Source organism: Kitasatospora sp. NPDC036934 (assembly GCF_055608425.1).
Map to the genome: position 1 here is coordinate 16,706 of NZ_JBVJQR010000021.1, position 17,408 is coordinate 34,113.

At 74.1% G+C, this 17,408-nt stretch carries 13 protein-coding genes; 9 read left to right on the forward strand and 4 right to left on the reverse strand.

Annotation, left to right across the window (positions count from 1 at the left end):
• Window position 1: 1 nt before the first annotated feature.
• The 3 genes from ACZ7BZ_RS27975 (at window position 2) to ACZ7BZ_RS27985 (ending at window position 1,535) form a co-directional block, all read left to right on the forward strand.
• A complete protein-coding gene (locus ACZ7BZ_RS27975; protein ID WP_380462130.1) occupies window positions 2–478 on the forward strand; it encodes a CinA family protein in 477 nt (158 codons plus the stop codon).
• 313 nt (window positions 479–791) lie between these two features.
• Complete coding sequence (locus tag ACZ7BZ_RS27980) at window positions 792–1,160, forward strand: helix-turn-helix domain-containing protein (protein WP_049660741.1); 369 nt, start codon at window positions 792–794, stop codon at window positions 1,158–1,160.
• 75 nt (window positions 1,161–1,235) lie between these two features.
• Window positions 1,236–1,535 carry a hypothetical protein gene (locus ACZ7BZ_RS27985; RefSeq protein ID WP_470360755.1) on the forward strand — a complete coding sequence of 100 codons (300 nt, stop codon included), beginning with the start codon at window positions 1,236–1,238 and terminating at the stop codon, window positions 1,533–1,535.
• Between the two features lie 72 nt (window positions 1,536–1,607).
• On the opposite strand, the gene ACZ7BZ_RS27990 is transcribed toward ACZ7BZ_RS27985, so the two are convergent.
• Complete coding sequence (locus ACZ7BZ_RS27990) at window positions 1,608–6,404, reverse strand: ATP-dependent helicase (RefSeq protein ID WP_470360756.1); 4,797 nt, start codon at window positions 6,402–6,404, stop codon at window positions 1,608–1,610.
• Window positions 6,405–6,772: 368 nt separating this feature from the next.
• Between ACZ7BZ_RS27990 and ACZ7BZ_RS27995 the strand changes: the two genes are divergently transcribed.
• From ACZ7BZ_RS27995 to rny, 6 genes are all read left to right on the forward strand, one after another.
• Window positions 6,773–8,479 (forward strand): S8 family serine peptidase, encoded by a 1,707-nt coding sequence (locus tag ACZ7BZ_RS27995; RefSeq protein ID WP_470360757.1) that lies wholly within the window; start codon window positions 6,773–6,775, stop codon window positions 8,477–8,479.
• A 278-nt stretch (window positions 8,480–8,757) separates the two neighbouring features.
• Window positions 8,758–8,952 (forward strand): DUF3046 domain-containing protein, encoded by a 195-nt coding sequence (locus ACZ7BZ_RS28000; RefSeq protein WP_350507756.1) that lies wholly within the window; start codon window positions 8,758–8,760, stop codon window positions 8,950–8,952.
• 117 nt (window positions 8,953–9,069) lie between these two features.
• Window positions 9,070–10,203 (forward strand): AI-2E family transporter, encoded by a 1,134-nt coding sequence (locus ACZ7BZ_RS28005; protein ID WP_465751201.1) that lies wholly within the window; start codon window positions 9,070–9,072, stop codon window positions 10,201–10,203.
• Between the two features lie 223 nt (window positions 10,204–10,426).
• Window positions 10,427–11,542, forward strand: a complete 1,116-nt coding sequence (recA, locus tag ACZ7BZ_RS28010) for a recombinase RecA (protein WP_380454849.1) — start codon at window positions 10,427–10,429, stop codon at window positions 11,540–11,542.
• A gap of 7 nt (window positions 11,543–11,549) precedes the next feature.
• Window positions 11,550–12,413, forward strand: a complete 864-nt coding sequence (locus tag ACZ7BZ_RS28015) for a regulatory protein RecX (RefSeq protein WP_470360758.1) — start codon at window positions 11,550–11,552, stop codon at window positions 12,411–12,413.
• Window positions 12,414–12,551: 138 nt separating this feature from the next.
• Complete coding sequence (rny, locus tag ACZ7BZ_RS28020; RefSeq protein ID WP_470360759.1) at window positions 12,552–14,021, forward strand: ribonuclease Y; 1,470 nt, start codon at window positions 12,552–12,554, stop codon at window positions 14,019–14,021.
• A 20-nt stretch (window positions 14,022–14,041) separates the two neighbouring features.
• On the opposite strand, the gene ACZ7BZ_RS28025 is transcribed toward rny, so the two are convergent.
• The 3 genes from ACZ7BZ_RS28025 to ACZ7BZ_RS28035 all read right to left on the reverse strand — a co-directional run bounded on the left by ACZ7BZ_RS28025 (window position 14,042) and on the right by ACZ7BZ_RS28035 (window position 17,393).
• Window positions 14,042–15,775: an FAD-dependent monooxygenase gene (locus tag ACZ7BZ_RS28025; RefSeq protein WP_470360760.1), complete on the reverse strand. Its 1,734-nt coding sequence runs from the start codon at window positions 15,773–15,775 to the stop codon at window positions 14,042–14,044.
• 122 nt (window positions 15,776–15,897) lie between these two features.
• Window positions 15,898–16,746 carry an amino acid ABC transporter permease gene (locus ACZ7BZ_RS28030; RefSeq protein WP_470360761.1) on the reverse strand — a complete coding sequence of 283 codons (849 nt, stop codon included), beginning with the start codon at window positions 16,744–16,746 and terminating at the stop codon, window positions 15,898–15,900.
• Window positions 16,743–17,393, reverse strand: coding sequence for an amino acid ABC transporter permease (locus ACZ7BZ_RS28035; RefSeq protein ID WP_465749377.1), 651 nt, complete (start codon window positions 17,391–17,393; stop codon window positions 16,743–16,745). The genes ACZ7BZ_RS28030 and ACZ7BZ_RS28035 overlap by 4 nt, the downstream gene beginning before the upstream one ends.
• Window positions 17,394–17,408: the final 15 nt, after the last annotated feature.

Sequence of the window (17,408 nt, forward strand, 5' to 3'; positions counted from 1 at the left end):
GGTGACGGACTACCAGCTGGCCGAACGGGTGCACGCCGCACTGCGGGCCGAGGGCGGCACCCTGGCCGTCGCCGAGTCGCTGACCGGCGGGCTGCTGGCCGCCGCACTGGTGGACGTCCCCGGGGCCTCGGCGACCTTCCGCGGCTCGGTCACCGCGTACGCCACCGAGCTGAAGGCCTCGGTGCTCGGTGTGGACGAGGGCCTGTTGGACGTGTACGGTCCGGTCCACCCGGTGGTGGCCCGGCAGATGGCCGAGGGCGTGCGCGGGCTGCTGGGCGCGACGTACGGGCTCGCGACGACCGGGGTGGCCGGTCCGGAGCCGCAGGACGGGCAGCCGGTGGGCACCGTACACCTGGCGGTCGCGGGCCCGGGGGGAACTCTGGTCAGCTCTCCCCTGCTGTCGGGCGCGCGTGCCACAATCCGTCACGGGGCGGTGACCGCCGCACTGGAGCTGCTGGTCGGCCGGCTCACTCGATAGGGGCCCGCGGCCGGATCTCCACCGAACCGGGATCTGCCGAACGGGCGCGGGTATGGCACAGCTGGAGGATCGTGTTACATCCAACGGCCTGGTTGGGCAGAAACCAGGTGGCGAACGAGTTGCGTGACGGTGGCCGGGTGGGCCAGGTCGGGTACCACGAGGGGCCCGCGAACCCGGGTACGACACCGGAACAAGGAGGGGGACGGCCTTGCAGCCCAGAGTGAACACGACCAGGGTCCCCGCACGCGAAGCGGGCAAGGCGGTACGGTGGGGGCGTGACATCTCGATCCGCAGTCCGAGGAGGGAGGCACCGATGATCCTGCTCCGTCGCCTACTGGGCGATGTACTGCGTCGGCAGCGCCAGCGCCAGGGCCGCACACTCCGCGAGGTGTCGGCAGCAGCCAGGGTTTCGCTCGGATACCTCTCCGAGGTCGAGCGGGGACAGAAGGAGGCCTCTTCGGAGCTGCTCTCCGCCATCTGCGACGCACTCGACGTCCGGATGTCCGAGGTCATGCGCGAGGTCAGCGACGAACTGTCGCTCGCCGAACTTGCGGCGATGGCCACCCTCTCCGAAGGTGATCTGCTGAGGCCGGTACTCGAACCGGTTCCGCTGCCCGCCCCCGGCACCGACCGGGCGAACATGTCGCCCAAGGCCGCTGCGATGGACGTGGTCGCCGCCTGATCCCGGCCTCTGCCTCCCGGGCGCCCGTCCACGACGGGCACGAGAAGCCCCGGGGTTGAACGGAGGAGGGCGGTCGTGCGAAGAGTCGCGACGGTGCGCGCGGTGGCCCGAATACGGCTGCGGATGCGGAGACCGGTGCCCCGGTCGGTCCGTTTGGCCCTGACGATGCTGGTGGCCGGGCTCGCCTGGTGGCTGGTCGCCGTCCGGGGCCAGCTGGCCGACGGCGCGGTGCTCGGGCTCCTGGCGGCCGGCGGCTGGGGACTCGGTCTCATCCCGGTCCACGCCGACCGGAACGCGACCGGACCGGTCCGGCGCCCACGCGGGCGCGAGGAGGCCGTGGGCCGGGCGGAGGTACAGCCGCCGCCGATCGGGTGAATCGACGTGGCCGGAGGCCGCGGGGTCGTTGACTCCGCGGCCTCCGTGCTGTCCAGCCGCCCTCGCGGCGGGCTACGGCCTCAGCCGCAGGCCGCGGGGCGTGGCGTGGAAGCCCGCCTCCTCCAGGGCGCGGCCCAGCTCGGAGCCCAGCGCCGGCTCGCCGTTGGCCCGCTCGACCGTGACGCTGCCGAGCGCGCCCGCGCGGACCGCCCCCGCGAGCGCCCCGGCGGCCAGCGCCAGGGTCGCGTCCTCCTCCGGCCAGGCCAGCAGGGACTTGCCGCCCCGCTCCACGTAGAGCGCCAGCTCGCCGTCCACCAGCACCACCAGGGCGCCCGCCTTGCGGCCGGGGCGGTGGGCCTTTGACTCCTTGGCGCCCGGGGCCCCGTCCTTGGCACCCGCGGTGGTGGGCGGCTCGGGCCAGGGCAGTGCCGCGCCGTAGGCGTTCGCCGGATCGGCGGCGGCCAGCACCAGCAGCTGCGGCGGCTCGGTGGCCGGGACGGCCGGCCACTCGGTGGCCCGGGCCCGCTCCAGCCGGCCGTTGACCGAGCGCAGCCGGTCGGCCGCGCCCTCCATCGCGAACTGGGCGCCGCCCAAGCCCTCGACGAAGTAGCCCCGGCGGGCCCGGCCGCGCTCCTCCATCGCCGCCAGCACCCGGTACACCCCGGCGAAGCCGCCGGGCACCCGTTCGGCCGCCACCGTGCCGCGGGTGAGCAGACCGTGCCGGTCCAGCAGGCTCTGCGCCCGGGCGGTGGCCCGGACCGTCGGATCGGTGGCGAAGGCGGGCAGCAGCGACCAGCGGCCGGCCACCGTCGGCGGGCCGCTGCGCAGTGCCCCGCCCGTCCGGCCGAAGGCGCGGCCCGCACCGCCGTAGCGGCCGCGCGGGGTGGCCCGGGGGGCGCGGTGGGCGGTGGCGCCCGCCGTCCGGCCGGAGCCGAGCAGGGCGCGCAGCGGGGCCAGGGTGTCGTTGCTGACGTACCCGCCCCAGACCAAGTCCCACAGCGCCTCGACCACCTCCGGCTCCGGAGCCTCCTCCGGCAGCTGCTGGACGAGCTGGCGGAAGAACAGCCCGTAGCCGCCGGCCAGGGCCTGCATCAGGGCGCTGTGCAGCGGGGTGAGCGCGGGCGGGACCGGCTCGGGGCGCAGCAGGTGGGCGTTCTCGGCCAGGTGCAGGCTGAGCCAGCCGTCCTTGCCGGGCAGCGCGCCGGCGCCGCACCAGCCGATCTCACCGGCCGCCATCAGCTCGTCCAGCAGGCCGGGGGAGTAGTCGGCGAGCCGGGCCGGGAGGATCAGCTTCTCCAGCGCGGAGGCGGGCAGCGCGGTGCCCTGGAGCTGCTCGACCACCCGGAGCAGGCCGTCCGGGCCGCGCAGCCGGTGGCCGCCCAGGTGCTGCCACTGCGGGAGGAAGGCGGCCAGGGCGCGCGGTGGGACAGCCTCGACCTCCTGGCGCAGCGCCGCCAGCGAGCGGCGGCGCAGCCGGCGCAGCACCTCGGCGTCGCACCACTCGGGGGCGGTGTGCCACTCGGCGGCGGTATGGCCCTCGGCCGGGAGGAACTGGCCCTGCACCAGGCGGCCGGCGGCGGTGAGCCGCTGGAGGGTGCCGGTGACGACCGCGGTGCCCAGGCCGTAGCGGGCGGCCGCCCCGGCGGCGGTGAACGGGCCGTGGGTCCGGGCGTGCCGGGCCAGCAGATCGCCCAGTGGGTCCTTGACCGGCTCGGTGAAGGCCTCGGGGACGCCGACCGGTAGCGGGGTGCCCAGCGCGTCGCGCAGCCGTCCGGCGTCCTCGATCGCGGCCCAGCGCTGCTCCCCGGCGATCCGGACCTGGATCACCCGGCGGGCCGCCTCCAGCTCCAGGGCCCAGAGCGGCTCGGCGCCGCGCGCGGTCAACTCGGCCTCGGTGAGCGGGCCGAGCAGCCGCAAGGCATCGGCCACGCCCTCGGCGTCCTTGATCCTGCGCTCGGGGGTGAGGCGTTGGAGCTCGGCCTCCAGCTCGGCGAGCACCTGGGGATCGAGCAGCTCGCTCAACTCGGCCTGGCCGAGCAGCTCGGACAGCAGTCGGGAGTCGAGCGAGAGGGCGGCTGCCCGGCGTTCGGCGAGCGGGGAGTCGCCCTCGTAGAGGAACTGGGCGACGTAGCCGAAGAGCAGCGAGCGGGCGAACGGTGAGGGCTCGGGGGTGGTGACCTCGACCAGGCGGACCGCGCGGGACTCCAAGTCCCCCATCAGCTCGACCAGGCCGGGGACGTCGAAGACGTCCTGCAGGCACTCCCGGACAGCCTCCAGGACGATCGGGAACGAGCCGTACTCGGAAGCGACTTCGAGCAGCTGGGCGGCGCGCTGACGCTGCTGCCAGAGCGGGGTGCGGCGGCCCGGGCTGCGGCGGGGGAGCAGCAGGGCGCGGCCGGCGCACTCGCGGAAGCGGGAAGCGAACAGGGCGGAGCCGCCGACCTGGTCGGTGACCAACTGCTCGATCTCGTCGGCCTCGAACAGGGCGGCGTCGGCGCCGACCGGGGCCTCGTCGGAGGCCGGCCCGGCTGGTTCCGAAGGACTGCTGAAATCGAAGTCGGGGGAGAGCAGGTCGGCGTCCGGGAGGCGGAGCACGATGCCGTCGTCGGCGTGCATGACCTGGGGGTCCAGACCGTGCTTCTCACGCAGCCGGGCGCCGAGGGCGAGGGCCCAGGGGGCGTGCACCTGGGCGCCGAAGGGGGAGTGGATGACGATCCGCCAGTCGCCGAGCTCGTCCCGGAAGCGCTCCACCACGATGGTGCGGTCGTCGGGGAGGTGACCGCAGGCCGTCCGCTGCTCGGCGAGGTAGTCCAGCAGGTTGGCGGCGGCCCAGTCGTCCAGGCCGGCCCGCTTGAGGCGCTCGGTGGCGGCCTCGGGCGGGAGGGCGCCCAGCTCGCGGGTGAACGCGCCCAGGGCGCGGCCGAGTTCGAGCGGGCGGCCGAGGGTGTCGCCCTTCCAGAACGGGAGTCGGCCGGGGACGCCGGGGGCGGGGGTGACCAGTACCTTGTCGTGGGTGATCTCCTCGATCCGCCAGGAGGTGGTGCCGAGGGTGAAGACGTCGCCGACGCGGGACTCGTAGACCATCTCCTCGTCCAGCTCGCCGACCCGGCCGCCGCCCTTTCCGCCCTTTCCGCCCTCTCCGCCCGTCTTCGCGTCGGCAGCGGCGCTGCCGGCGATGAAGACGCCGAACAGGCCCCGGTCGGGGATGGTGCCGCCGGAGGTGACGGCCAGTCGCTGGGCGCCGGGGCGGCCGGTCACCGTGCCGGCCACCCGGTCCCAGACCACCCGGGGGCGCAACTCGGCGAAGGCGTCCGAGGGGTAGCGGCCGGCCAGCATGTCGAGCACGGCGTCGAAGGCGGACTGGGGGAGGGTGGCGAAGGGTGCGGCGCGGCGGACCACGGTGAGCAGTTCGTCCACCGGCCACGTGTCCAGGGCCGTCATCGCGACCAGTTGTTGGGCGAGCACGTCCAGCGGGTTGCGCGGGATGCGTAGGGCCTCGATCCGGCCCGTCCGCATCCGCTCCGTCACCACGGCGGACTGCACCAAGTCGCCCCGGTACTTGGGGAAGAAGACGCCGGTGGACACCGCGCCGACCTGGTGGCCGGCCCGGCCGACCCGCTGCAGGCCGGAGGCGACCGAGGGCGGGGACTCGACCTGGACGACCAGCTCGACGGCGCCCATGTCGATGCCCAGCTCCAGGCTGGAGGTCGCGACCACGGCGGGCAGCCGGCCGGCCTTCAACTCCTCCTCGACGAGCGAGCGCTGCTCCTTGGAGACGGAACCGTGGTGGGCCCGGGCGATGACCGCGGGCGCGCCCTTGGCGGCGCCCGAGCCGCCCATCAGCTGGGCCGGGGCGTGCGCCCCGGGGATGGCCGCGCCGGTGGCGCGCTCGTGGGCGATCTCGTTCAGCCGGTTGCACAGGCGCTCGGCCAGGCGGCGGGAGTTGGCGAAGACGATGGTCGAGCGGTGCGCCTCGACCAGGTCGACGATCCGCTCCTCGACGTGCGGCCAGATGGACTGCCGGCGCTGCGGGTCGGACTCGGCGGCTCCGCCGGCGGCCGGGGCGGCAGGCAGATCGTCCAGGTCGGGGACGGGGACGACCACCGAGAGGTCGAACTCCTTGGCGGCGGGCGGCTGGACGACGACCGCGCCGCGCTGCGGGCTCAGGAAGCGGGCCACCTCCTCCACCGGGCGGACGGTCGCGGACAGGCCGATCCGGCGGGCCGGGCGGTCCAGCAACTCGTCCAGCCGCTCCAGGGTGAGCGCCAGGTGGGCGCCGCGCTTGGTGCCGGCGACCGCGTGCACCTCGTCCAGGATCACCGTGTCCACCCCGCGCAGGGCCTCCCGGGAGGCCGAGGTGAGCAGCAGGAAGAGCGACTCGGGGGTGGTGATCAGGATGTCCGGCGGGTGGGTGGCGAAGCGGCGGCGATCGGCGGCCGGGGTGTCGCCGGAGCGGATCGCGACCTGGACCTCGGGCTCGGGCAGGCCCAGCCGGACGGCGGCCTGGCGCAGGCCGGTCAGCGGGGCGCGCAGGTTGCGTTCGACGTCCACCGCGAGGGCCTTGAGCGGGGAGACGTAGAGCACCCGGCAGCGGCGCTTGGGCTCGGCGGGGGGCGGGGTGCTGCTGAGCCGGTCGAGGGCGGAGAGGAAGGCGGCCAGCGTCTTGCCGGAGCCGGTGGGGGCGACCACCAGGACGTCCGTCTCCCGCTGGATGGCGCGCCAGGCCTCGGACTGGGCGGTGGTGGGGGCGGAGAAGGCACCGGTGAACCAGGCCCGGGTGATCGGGGCGAACCCGGCCAGGGGGTCGGCGGGCTGGGGCGCGTCGGGCTCGGGTGCGTCGGCGGGTGGGGTCGGGTGCTGGGGCGCCATGCCCCCATGGTGCCGGGTGGGACTGACAAGTGGGGTGGGACGCGGGGGGCACGAGGATGCGAGGGGGCGACGGTGCGAAGAGGCGACGGTGCGAGGGGGTGGGGAGCGAGGGGGTGGGGCGCGAGGGTGCGATGGGGTGGGGCGCGAGGGCGCGAGGGGGTGGGGCGCGAGGGCGCGAGGGGGTGGGGCGCGAGGGCGCGAGGGTGCGAGGGGGCGGGGCGCGAGGATGCGACGGTGCGAGCGGCGGGGGTGTAGTTGCGGGGGCGGGAATGATGATCGGCTCATATCGTGAGGAATCGGGCGTGTGATCAGACCGTGACCGGCCGTAGGGGTGCGGCCTCACCGGACCGACGAGCGGAGAGCGTGGGATGGCGCAGGCGCACCAGGCCGGGCGCGTCGGAGTGGGCCGGCACCGGCGGGTCCGTCGCCGCAGGGTCGGCGGGCCCGTCCGGGTGCTGCTGGCGATGCTGCTCGCGGCGCTGGCGCTGGGCGGCGCCGTGCCGTACGTGTCCGGGCCCGCGCGGGCGTACCTCAGCTACCTGGTGCTGGCCGCGCAGGAGGACGCCGCGGGGGCTGCCCGGGCGGGGGCGGAGAGCCGGGCGGCCGGCGGACAGGTGGTGCAGGAGTACCCGCAGATCGGGGCGGTGCTGGCGTACGCGACCGGGGGCTTCGCGGACAGGGTGCGGGCGCGGCCCGGGATCGCGGCGGTCGGGGCGACGCGGACGGTGCCGGTGGTGGGGCCGCCGCGGGCGGTGGCCGGGGCGGGGGACTTCGCGGCGGGAGGACGGGGTGGGGGGTCGGAGGGGCGGAGTCCGGTGGGGCGGGGCTCGGTGGGCCGGAGTTCGGAGGGGCGGAGTTCGGAGGGGCGGAGTTCGGAGGGGTTGGATGACGAGGGGACGGTGACGGTTCCGGATCCGGCGGAGGGCGGGGAGTGGAACCTCGCCATGATCCACGCGGCGTCGGGGCGAACCGGGGATACGGCGGCCGGGGGCGCGCCGGGCGCGGATGCGCTGCGGAAGGTGCTGGTCGCAGTGCTGGACTCGGGCGTCGACGACACCCACCCGGACCTGCGGGCGGCCGTCGACCCGAAGGCCTCGGTCTCCTGCGCCGACGGCCGTCCTGATGCCCGGACCGGCTCCTGGCGGCCCGACCCCGGGGTCGGGGAGAGCGGGCACGGCACCCACGTCGCCGGGATCATCGGCGCGGCCGGGGCGGGGAAGGGCGTCACCGGGGTCGCCCCCGGGGTGCGGATCGCCGCGGTTCGGCTGCTCGGGCCGCTCGGGCAGTACTACGCGGAGAACATCGTCTGCGGGATGCTCTGGGCCGCCGACCACGGGGCCAAGGCGATCAACGACAGCTACTTCGCCGACCCGTGGAAGTACAACTGCCCCGAGGACCGCGACCAGGCCGCGCTGATCACCGCCGTCGGCCGGGCCGTCGGGTACGCCCGGCGCAAGGGTGCGGTGGTGGTCGCCTCCGCCGGCAACGACGGGCAGGACCTCGGCGCCGCCCGGACCGACGAACGCAGCCCCAACGACCGGGTCTCCGAGCCGGCCCAGAGCCGCCACCTGGGCACCGAGTGCATCCGCCTTCCCGGCGAACTGCCCGGGGTCGTCACCGTGACGGCCGTCAACCGGGACGGGCATCCGTCCTCGTACACCAACTACGGGCGCGGCCGGGTCTCGCTGGCAGCCCCGGGCGGGGATCCGGACGGCGGGGCGCAGGGGGCGATCATCTCGGACTGGCCGGGCGGGCAGTACGCGGCGCTGGCGGGGACCTCGATGGCGGCGGCGCACGTGACGGGGGCGGTGGCGGTGGCGGCGGCGCTGCATCCGGGGTTCGGAGCGGGGCAGCTGGCGGAGTTGTTGGCGGTCACGGCGGCGGGAGGGTGTCCGGTGGGGATGGGGGGGGTGTGGGGATCGGCGGTATTTCGGGGTGGGGGTGCTGGGGGTGCCGCGGTGAGGGGTTCTGGGGGTTTTCGGGGGGTGGGGGGCTGTTGTTGGGGGGGTGGGCTTTCGGGAGGGTGGGTGGTGCCGGGGGCGGTTCCGGGGGTGGGTGCTCCGGGGGCTGGGTGATTTTCGGACCGCCGGCTCTGTGGGTGGGGGGTTGAGACCGTTGGCGGTCTGAAAATCACCCGTCACGCCCCTCTCCGCACCCACCCCCTCCACCGCCCCCTCCCGCAGCGCGTCCCTCTCGCCTGGGTGGGTGAGGGGGGAGGTGGGGGTGGAGGGGGCGGGTGCGGGAAGGGGTGGGGGTGGTGGAGGGGGTGGGGTGGGGGTGGGGGGTGTTGTCGGCGTGTGGGGTGTTGCCTGCGTGCCCGTTGGGGGTGTGGGGGGTCCGGGATACTGGGGGCATGAGGCTGACGGAGTTCTGGCGACGGATGTACGCGCACTTCGGGGAGGGGTACGCGGAGTCGTTCGCGTCCGATCACGTGATGAGTGAGTTGGGTGGGCGGACGGTGCGCCAGGCGTTGGAGGCGGGTTGGGAGGCCAAGGACGTCTGGCGGGTGGTCTGTGAGACCCAGGGGGTTTCCGCGCAGTTGCGGTGAGCGTCTGTCGTGGGGGTGGTGGGACAGACTGTCCGGGTGACTACGAGCGGAGAGCAGAAGGACCCGGACGTGGGGCGGGAGCGGACGCGGACGGGGGGCGGGGTGTTGTGGGGCGGGATGCCGCCCTGGTTGCCGCGGGCGATGGTGCTGTTCCTGGTGCTGGTGGGGCTGTTCCAGCTGGCGGACTGGGCCTTCCGGCAGTTGATCGACCTGTTCGTGATGCTGCTGGTGGCCTTCTTCCTCTCGTTGGCGCTGGAGCCGGCCGTGGACCGGATGGCGGCGCGCGGGGTGCGGCGGGGGGTGGGGACCTTCCTGGTGTTCGTCGCGGTCGGGGTCGCGGTGGTGGGGTTCCTGGCGGCGCTCGGCACGTTGTTGGTGGATCAGGTGGCGAAGATCGCCGGAGACCTGCCGCACCTGGTCGACAATCTGATCGGCTGGGTCAACCGGACCTTCCATCAGGACCTTTCGCTGGGTGAGCTGCAGAAGCGGCTGCTGAAGGACTCCGGGACGCTCGAGGGGTACGCCCAGCAGGCCGCGGACAACGTGTGGGGCGTGTCGTCCACGCTGATCGGGGGGCTGTTCCAGACCTTCACGGTCGGGCTGTTCACCTTCTACTTCACCGCCGAGGGCCCGCGGGTTCGCCGGACGGTGTGTTCGCTGCTGCCGCCCGCCAAGCAGGGCGAGGTGCTGCGGGCCTGGGAGATCGCGTTGGCCAAGACCGGCGGCTACCTGTACTCGCGGGCGGTGCTGGCGGTGGTGTCGGCGGCCGGGCACTGGGTGATGTTCGCGCTGATCGACCTGCCGTACTCGGCCGCGCTGGCGGTCTGGGTCGGCGTCATGTCGCAGTTCGTGCCGACCATCGGGACGTACCTGGCGGGTGCGCTGCCGGTGCTCGTGGCGCTCACCCTGGAGCCGGTGGACGCGCTGTGGGTGCTGGTCTTCACGGTGGTCTACCAGCAGGTCGAGAACTACGTGCTGCACCCGAGGATCACCGCCCGGACGGTCGACGTGCACCCGGCGGTCGCCTTCGGCGCGGTGATCGCGGGCGCGGCGCTGCTGGGTGCGGTGGGCGCGCTGATCGCGATTCCGGCGGCGGCGACCCTGCAGGGCTTCGTCGGGACGTATGTGCGGCGGTACGAGGTGGCCACCGACCCGCGGATCGACCGGGGCGAGCAGCGGCGGGCCCGCCGGGAGCTGCGCCGGGAGGCGGCGCGGCGGCTGCGCCGGATGGTCGGCGGCGAAGGGGAGTGACGGGCGGGGAGTGACGGGCGGCGCGGGGCGGGTGGTGGGGTGGATCCACTGCCCGCCCCGCGGCGTGTTCGGGAGCTGCGGGGCTTGAATCGAACAGATGTTCTTTTGTACTCTCCGGCGTGGAGTTTTCCACAGGGCGAGCCGGGTGGGGCTCGTTTGTCAGTGGGACGCGCTAGCGTCGAGGACGATGAAGCGCACAGCACAGAACCCGAGGGAAAAAGCCATGGCAGGTACGGACAAGGAGAAGGCCCTCGAGGCCGCGCTCGCCCAGATCGAGCGACAGTTCGGCAAGGGCTCGGTGATGCGCCTCGGCGAGAAGGCGAACGAGCCGATCGAGGTGATCTCCACCGGGTCGACCGCCCTCGACGTCGCCCTCGGGGTCGGCGGCATCCCGCGCGGCCGGGTGGTCGAGATCTACGGCCCCGAGTCCTCCGGTAAGACCACTCTGACCCTGCACCTCGCCGCCAACGCCCAGAAGGCCGGCGGCAGGGTCGCCTTCGTCGACGCGGAGCACGCGCTCGACCCGGAGTACGCCAAGAAGCTCGGCGTGGACACCGACGAGCTGCTGGTCAGCCAGCCGGACACCGGTGAGCAGGCACTGGAGATCACCGACATGCTGATCCGCTCCGGCGCGGTCGACCTGGTGATCATCGACTCGGTCGCGGCGCTCGTGCCGCGCGCCGAGATCGAGGGTGAGATGGGTGACTCGCACGTCGGTCTGCAGGCCCGGCTGATGAGCCAGGCGCTGCGCAAGATCGCCGGTGCGCTGAACCAGTCGAACACCACCGCGATCTTCATCAACCAGCTGCGCGAGAAGATCGGTGTGATGTTCGGCTCGCCGGAGACCACGACCGGTGGCCGGGCGCTGAAGTTCTACGCCTCGGTCCGTCTGGACATCCGCCGGATCGAGACCCTGAAGGACGGTACCGAGGCGGTCGGCAACCGCACCCGGGTCAAGGTCGTCAAGAACAAGGTCGCCGCGCCGTTCAAGCAGGCCGAGTTCGACATCCTGTACGGCATCGGCATCAGCCGCGAGGGCGGCCTGATCGACATGGGCGTCGAGCACGGCTTCATCCGCAAGTCCGGCGCCTGGTACACCTACGAGGGCGACCAGCTCGGCCAGGGCAAGGAGAACGCCCGCAACTTCCTGCGGGACAACCCGCAGCTCGCCGACGAGATCGAGCGGAAGATCAAGGGCAAGCTCGGTATCGGCCCCAAGGCCGAGGAGACGGCCGAGGGCGAGCCGGAGGCCGCTGCCGAAGACGGTGCCGCCAAGCCGATCACCGCGACCGCCGCCAAGACGGCCGCGGCGAAGAAGACGGCGGCTGCCAAGGCCTGAGCCGTTGATGCAGCACGAGGTGGTGGGCGGTGGCCCGGAGGACGACGACTACGGGCCGCCGGACTGGTTCGCCGCGGTGGCGGAGGAGCCCGAGCCCGAGTCGGGGCCGGGGCCTGTCGGGGAGCAGGTGGCGGGGGCCTCGATCGAGGCGCTCGGGCTGGTCTCCGCCTCCGAGCTGCCCACCGGGCGCCGTCGCCGCCGTTCGGCGTTGGTGGGTGGGGAGCCGGGCGCTGAGGACGGGGCCGGGGCGGCCGGGCACGGGGGTGTGGCCGCCCCGCCCGCCCGTCCGCGCCGCAGCCGGCGGGGTGGGCGTTCCGGCGAGGGGCCGCCGGAAGAGAAGGCCCCCGGCAAGCGGAAGCGGGCCGAGGAGGAGGCGGATCCGGAGAGCCGCGCCCGCGACATCTGTCTGCGGCTGCTGACCGGTGCTGCCAAGAGCCGCAAGCAGCTCGCCGACGCCCTGCGGAAGCGGGAGATCCCGGAGGACGTCGCCGAGGGGGTGCTCAGCCGGTTGGAAGAGGTCGGGCTGATCGACGACGCGGCCTTCGCGGCGGCCTGGGTGGAGTCCCGGCACGCCGTCCGGGGCTTGTCCCGGCGGGCGCTGGCGCAGGAGCTGCGGACCAAGGGCGTGACCGCCGAGCTGGTCGAGCAGGCCCTCGTCCAGGTCGATCACGACGACGAGACCGAAGCGGCCCGGGTGCTGGTCGAGCGCAAGCTGCGGTCCACCCGGGGGCTGGATCCGCAGGTCCGCACCCGGCGGCTGGTCGGCATGCTGGCCCGGCGCGGCTACTCCGAGGGCCTCGCCTTCCGGGTGGTGCGCGGTGTGCTGGAGGAGGAGGCGGCCGGAGAGCCGTCGGCGAACGAGTGGGAGTAGTGGAGGGAGTGGCGGTTCGGCGCGTTTCTTGGTCTGAACCAGGCCGAGTCTTGACCCTTTCGTGACCCCGACCTAGCCTCGCACTCAGTGCGGGCCGCTTCCGGACGGCGCCCAGCGCAAGGACGGGGAGTGGGGCGCATGGGGATCTCGGCGGGTACCGGTCCGAGTGCCGCTCTGGTGCCGATCGTCGGGTCGGCCGTCGCCGTCCTGGTGGTGCTCGCACTGCTCGCCGTGCTGACGTTCCGGCGGCTGCGGACCGCGCAGCGGCAGGCCCTGGCCGAGGCCGAGCAGGCCCGCCGGTCGGCCGAGGAACAGGGCAGTCGGCAGCGGGCCGAACTGGCCCGGCGCGAGGAGACTCTGGCCGAGGAGCTGCGCAGGCTGCGCCAGCGGGAGGACGAACTGGCCGAGCGCTCGGCGGAGTTGGCGCGATCCCGGGGCGAGGTCGAGGCGCTGGCGGCCCGGCGGGCGGCGGCGCTGGAGCGCGCCGCGGGGCTCTCCGCCGAGCAGGCGCACGCCCAACTCCTGCGCGAGGCTGAGGAGTCGGCCCGGCGGGAGGCGGTCGTCACGGTCCGGGAGATCGAGCGCGGAGCCAAGGAGGAGGGGGAGCGCCGGGCCCGGGAGATCCTGGCCGGGGCGATCCAGCGGCTGGCCTCGGAACAGACCGCGGAGACCGCCGTCACCGTCTTCCGGTTGCCGGGCGAGGAGATGAAGGGCCGGATCATCGGCCGGGAGGGCCGCAACATCCGGGCCTTCGAGGCGGTCACGGGGGTCAACCTGATCGTCGACGACACCCCCGCCTCGGTGCAGCTCTCCTGCTTCGACCCGGTCCGCCGGGAGGCCGCCCGGCTCACCCTGGAGCAGCTGGTCGAGGACGGCCGGATCCAGCCGAGCCGGATCGAGCACGTCCACGAGCGCAGCCGGGTAGAGGTCGAGCAGCGCTGCGTCCGGGCCGGCGAGGACGCCCTGCTGGACGCCCGGATCGGCGGGATGCCCCCCGAACTGGTCCGCACCCTGGGCTCCTTGCGCTACCGCGCCTCGTACGGGCAGAACGTGCTCGGGCACCTGCTGGAGTCCGCGCACCTGGCCGGGATGATGGCCGCCGAGCTCGGGGTGGACCCGGAGCCGGTGCGCCGGGCGGCGCTGCTGCACGACATCGGCAAGGCGCTCACCCACGAGGCGGAGGGCAGCCACGCGGCGGTCGGCGCGGAGTTCGCCCGGCGGCACGGGGAGTCGCCCGAGGTGGTGCACGCGATCGCCGCACACCACGGCGAGGTGGAGCCCCGTACCGTGACGGCCGTGCTGACCCAGGCCGCGGACGCCTGCTCGGGCGGGAGGCCGGGCGCGCGCAAGGAGTCGCTGGAGCTGTACGTGCGGCGACTGGCGCGGCTGGAGGAGATCGCCCGCTCGCACAGCGGGGTCGCCGAGGTGTACGCGATGCAGGCCGGGCGCGAGGTGCGGGTGATGGTGCGGCCGGACACCGTGGACGACCTCGGGGCGGAGCTGATCGCCCGTGAGGTGGCCCGACAGGTCTCGGCGGAGCTGACCTACCCGGGCCAGATCCGGGTGACGGTGGTCCGGGAGAGCCGGGCCACGGCGGTGGCGAGTTAGGGTCCGTCGCCGGACAGACCCTAGGCCTGGCTCGCCGAGTCGACCTGCTGGGGTTCGGGTTCCGGGGCCGCCTCGGGCCCGGGTTCGGCCGGGCCGGTGAGCGGGGCCGGGCCGCCGCGGGCGCGGTCGGCGAGGACCAGGAGGTCCTCGGCGGCGGCGCCCTGGGTGACGCCGACCAGGTGCCCGTCCGGCCGGATCAGCAGCACGGTGTGCGGCCCTGCGCCCGGGTACTCCTCGGTGACCAGCACCTCGGCCGGTACCGGCAGCGCGGCCGCCACCTCGCCGAGCCTGGGCATCAGTCCGGCGCCCAGCCAGTGCTCGGCGGACCACACGGCGGTGCCGGGGGCGACCAGCAGCAGCAGGAAGGTGGCACCGAGCCGGGCGTGCAGGTGGTCCGGGGTGCCATCGGAGGTGAGCACCGGCAGGTCCGGGACGAGCACCCCGGGGGCGGTGGCGGGCAGCAGTTCGCTGAGCGAGGTGGCGCCGCGCGCGCCGCGCTGGACCGGCACCCGGCCGGGGACGCCGGAGGGCGCCGCCGGGTAGGCGGGCGCCCCGCCGAAGCGGCCGGTGCCGAGCTGCCCGTCGGCGAGCAGCGGGGCGTGCTTGCGGAAGCCGCCGACCAGCAGTGAGCGACGGGTCTGCTGCCAGCCGCGCAGCGGGCGCAGCAGCGGCATGGACTGGTCGACGGCACGCAGCCGGGCGCCGACCGCGCCGCGCCGCTCGGCCTCGTAGCCGTCCAGCAGCGAGCCGCCGGGCTGGGGGCCGCCTGAGTGGAGGTGCCAGGCGAGGGAGAGCCGCCAGGCGAGGTTGTCGGCGTCGCGCAGCCCGTCGGCGAGGTTCTGCATGCCGAGGGCGCCGTGCAGGTGGGCGGCGTCGCCGGCCAGGAAGCAGCGGCCGCTGCGGAAGCGGGCGGCGAGGCGCTGCTGGGCGGTGTGGTCGGCGGCGGCGAGGAGTTCGTAGCGGGGGAGTTCGCCGCACCAGCCGGTGAGGGTGGCGGTGACCCGGGTGAGCAGGGTGTCGCCGGTGACGATGCCGGGCCAGGTGGCGTGCGGGTCGACCTGTTCGGCGGGGTCGGGCCGGCCGGGGGGCAGCCGCCAGTCGAGCCGCCAGACGCCGTCCGGGAGCGGACGGGCGGAGGCCTCGCGGTCGCCGCGCCAGGGGGGCTCGCGGTGCAGCCGGGCGCCGTCGAAGGGGAGGTCGACCCGGACGGTGGCGATGGCGTTGCGGTCGACGGCGGGGCGGCCGGGGAAGCGGATCTTCAGCAGCTTGCGGACGGTGGACCGGGCGCCGTCGCAGCCAACCAGGTGGCTGCCGCGCCACCAGGTGGTGGAGCCGTCCTGGGTGCCGTGGGTGCGGACGCTGACCCCGTCGCGGTCCTGTTCGAGCTCGACGACCCGGTTCAGCGGGACCAGCCGGACCAGCGGGGTGCCGGTCAGGGCGTCCCGCAGGCCGCGCTGGAGGCGGTGCTGGGGGAGGTGGAAGGTCGGGGAGTCGGTGAGGTCGATCCGCAGCACCTCCTGGCGGCGCCGCCAGACGGCGAAGGAGTCCCACAGCGCCGAGTCGGAGACGGCCCGGGAGTAGCCGATCCGGGTCAGGAAGGCGGTGGAGTCGGCGCCGAGGACGACGCTGCGGGGCCCCTCCGGGCAGAGCCCGGAGCCCTCGTCCAGGACGACGGTCGGCACCTCGTGCCGGGCCAGCGCGAGGGCCAGGGCCAGACCGACCGGTCCGGCCCCGACCACGATCACCGGATCCATGCGCGGACCTCCGGGCACGAACCGGACCATGGGCCGGCGTCAGTTACCGCTGGCGCATATGCCGCGTGGATGCTCCCGGGAGGTGTCACGAAGAGCAATGCAACAGTTCGCCTGGGTGTCCGTCAAGCAGCAGGTGAAGTGCGCCGGTTCGCGCCGCGACGACCGCGTGCTTCGATCCACCGCGCGAGCGCGGTCAGCAGGAGGCACAGGGCGATGTAGATGGGCGCGATCACCAGGACCACGGGGATGTAGGGGAAGCCCGCGGCGTTCATCGGCTGGCTGGCGATCTTCTTGCCCATGAACAGCAGCTCGTTGTACGTGATGATGAAGCCCAGCGAGGTGTCCTTGAGGGTGACCACCAGCTGGCCGATCATCGTCGGCAGCATCGAGCGGACGGCCTGCGGCACCAGGATGCCGGACATCACCTGGGTCTTGCGCATCCCGAGGGCGTACGCCGCCTCGCCCTGGCCGCGCGGTACGGCGTTGACGCCGCTGCGGATGATCTCGGCCTGGACGGCGCCGTTGTAGAGGGTGAGGCCGAGCACCAGCGCCCACATCGGGTCCTTGGCGAAGAACGCGTAGTAGAGCGCGACGATCAGGATCAGCAGCGGCATCGCCCGGAAGAACTGGACGACCGAGGTGCAGACCCAGCGGACCGGCCGGTGGTCGGACAGCTGCCCGGCGGCCAGCAGCGCACCCAGGGTGAGCGAGAAGGCCGCGGCCAGGCCGAAGGCCTTCAGGGTGGCCAGCAGGCCGTCCACGATCATCTGCTGGACGAAGGTGTACTGGAACGGGTCCCACAGGTCGGCGTCGAACTGGCCGTTGTCGGCGAGCGCGGAGACGACGTACCAGAGCAGGCCCGCGATGCCGATCAGCGAGAGGACGCCGAAGAGGCGGTAGCGGGCGCGGGCCCGGGGGCCGGGGGTGTCGTAGAGGACACTGGCCGAGGCCTGGCGCTGGAAGAAACTCATCGGGCCACCGCCAGTCGGGATTCCAGGAAGCGGAAGAACGAGGCGACCGTCGCGCTGATCAGCAGGTAGGCGCAGGCCACCCAGAAGAAGATCGAGAAGATCGAGTAGCCGCGCTCGGAGAAGGTCTGCTGGGAGCTGTACAGCTCGCCGACGCTGAACGCGCCGGCGATCGCCGAGTTCCTCGGCAGCGCGATGAACACGCTGCTCATCGGGGCCAGCACGGTACGGGTGGCCTGCGGCAGGACGACCAGGGTGAGGGTCTGGAAGAAGTTCATGCCGAGGCTGCGGGCCGCCTCCGCCTGGCCGAGCGGCACGGTGTTGATGCCGGAGCGGATCACCTCGCAGACGAACGAGGCGGTGTACCCGCCGAGGGCCAGCACCGCGAAGGCGAGGTGGCTGAAGTGCACGCCGAGCGGCGGCAGGCCGAAGGTGACGGCGAAGAACAGCAGGGTCAGCGGGGTGTTGCGGAACAGCGTCACCCAGGTGGTGCCGAAGGCGCGCAGGACCGGCACCGGGGAGACCCGGAAGGCCGCCAGCAGGGTGCCCAGCAGCAGGGCGAGCAGGGCGCTGAGCGCGCTCAGCTCGATCGTCTGCAGGAAGCCGTCGCGGAACAACGCGAAGTTGTCCTGCTCGAACAGGAACCCCATCCGGCGGCCCTCCTC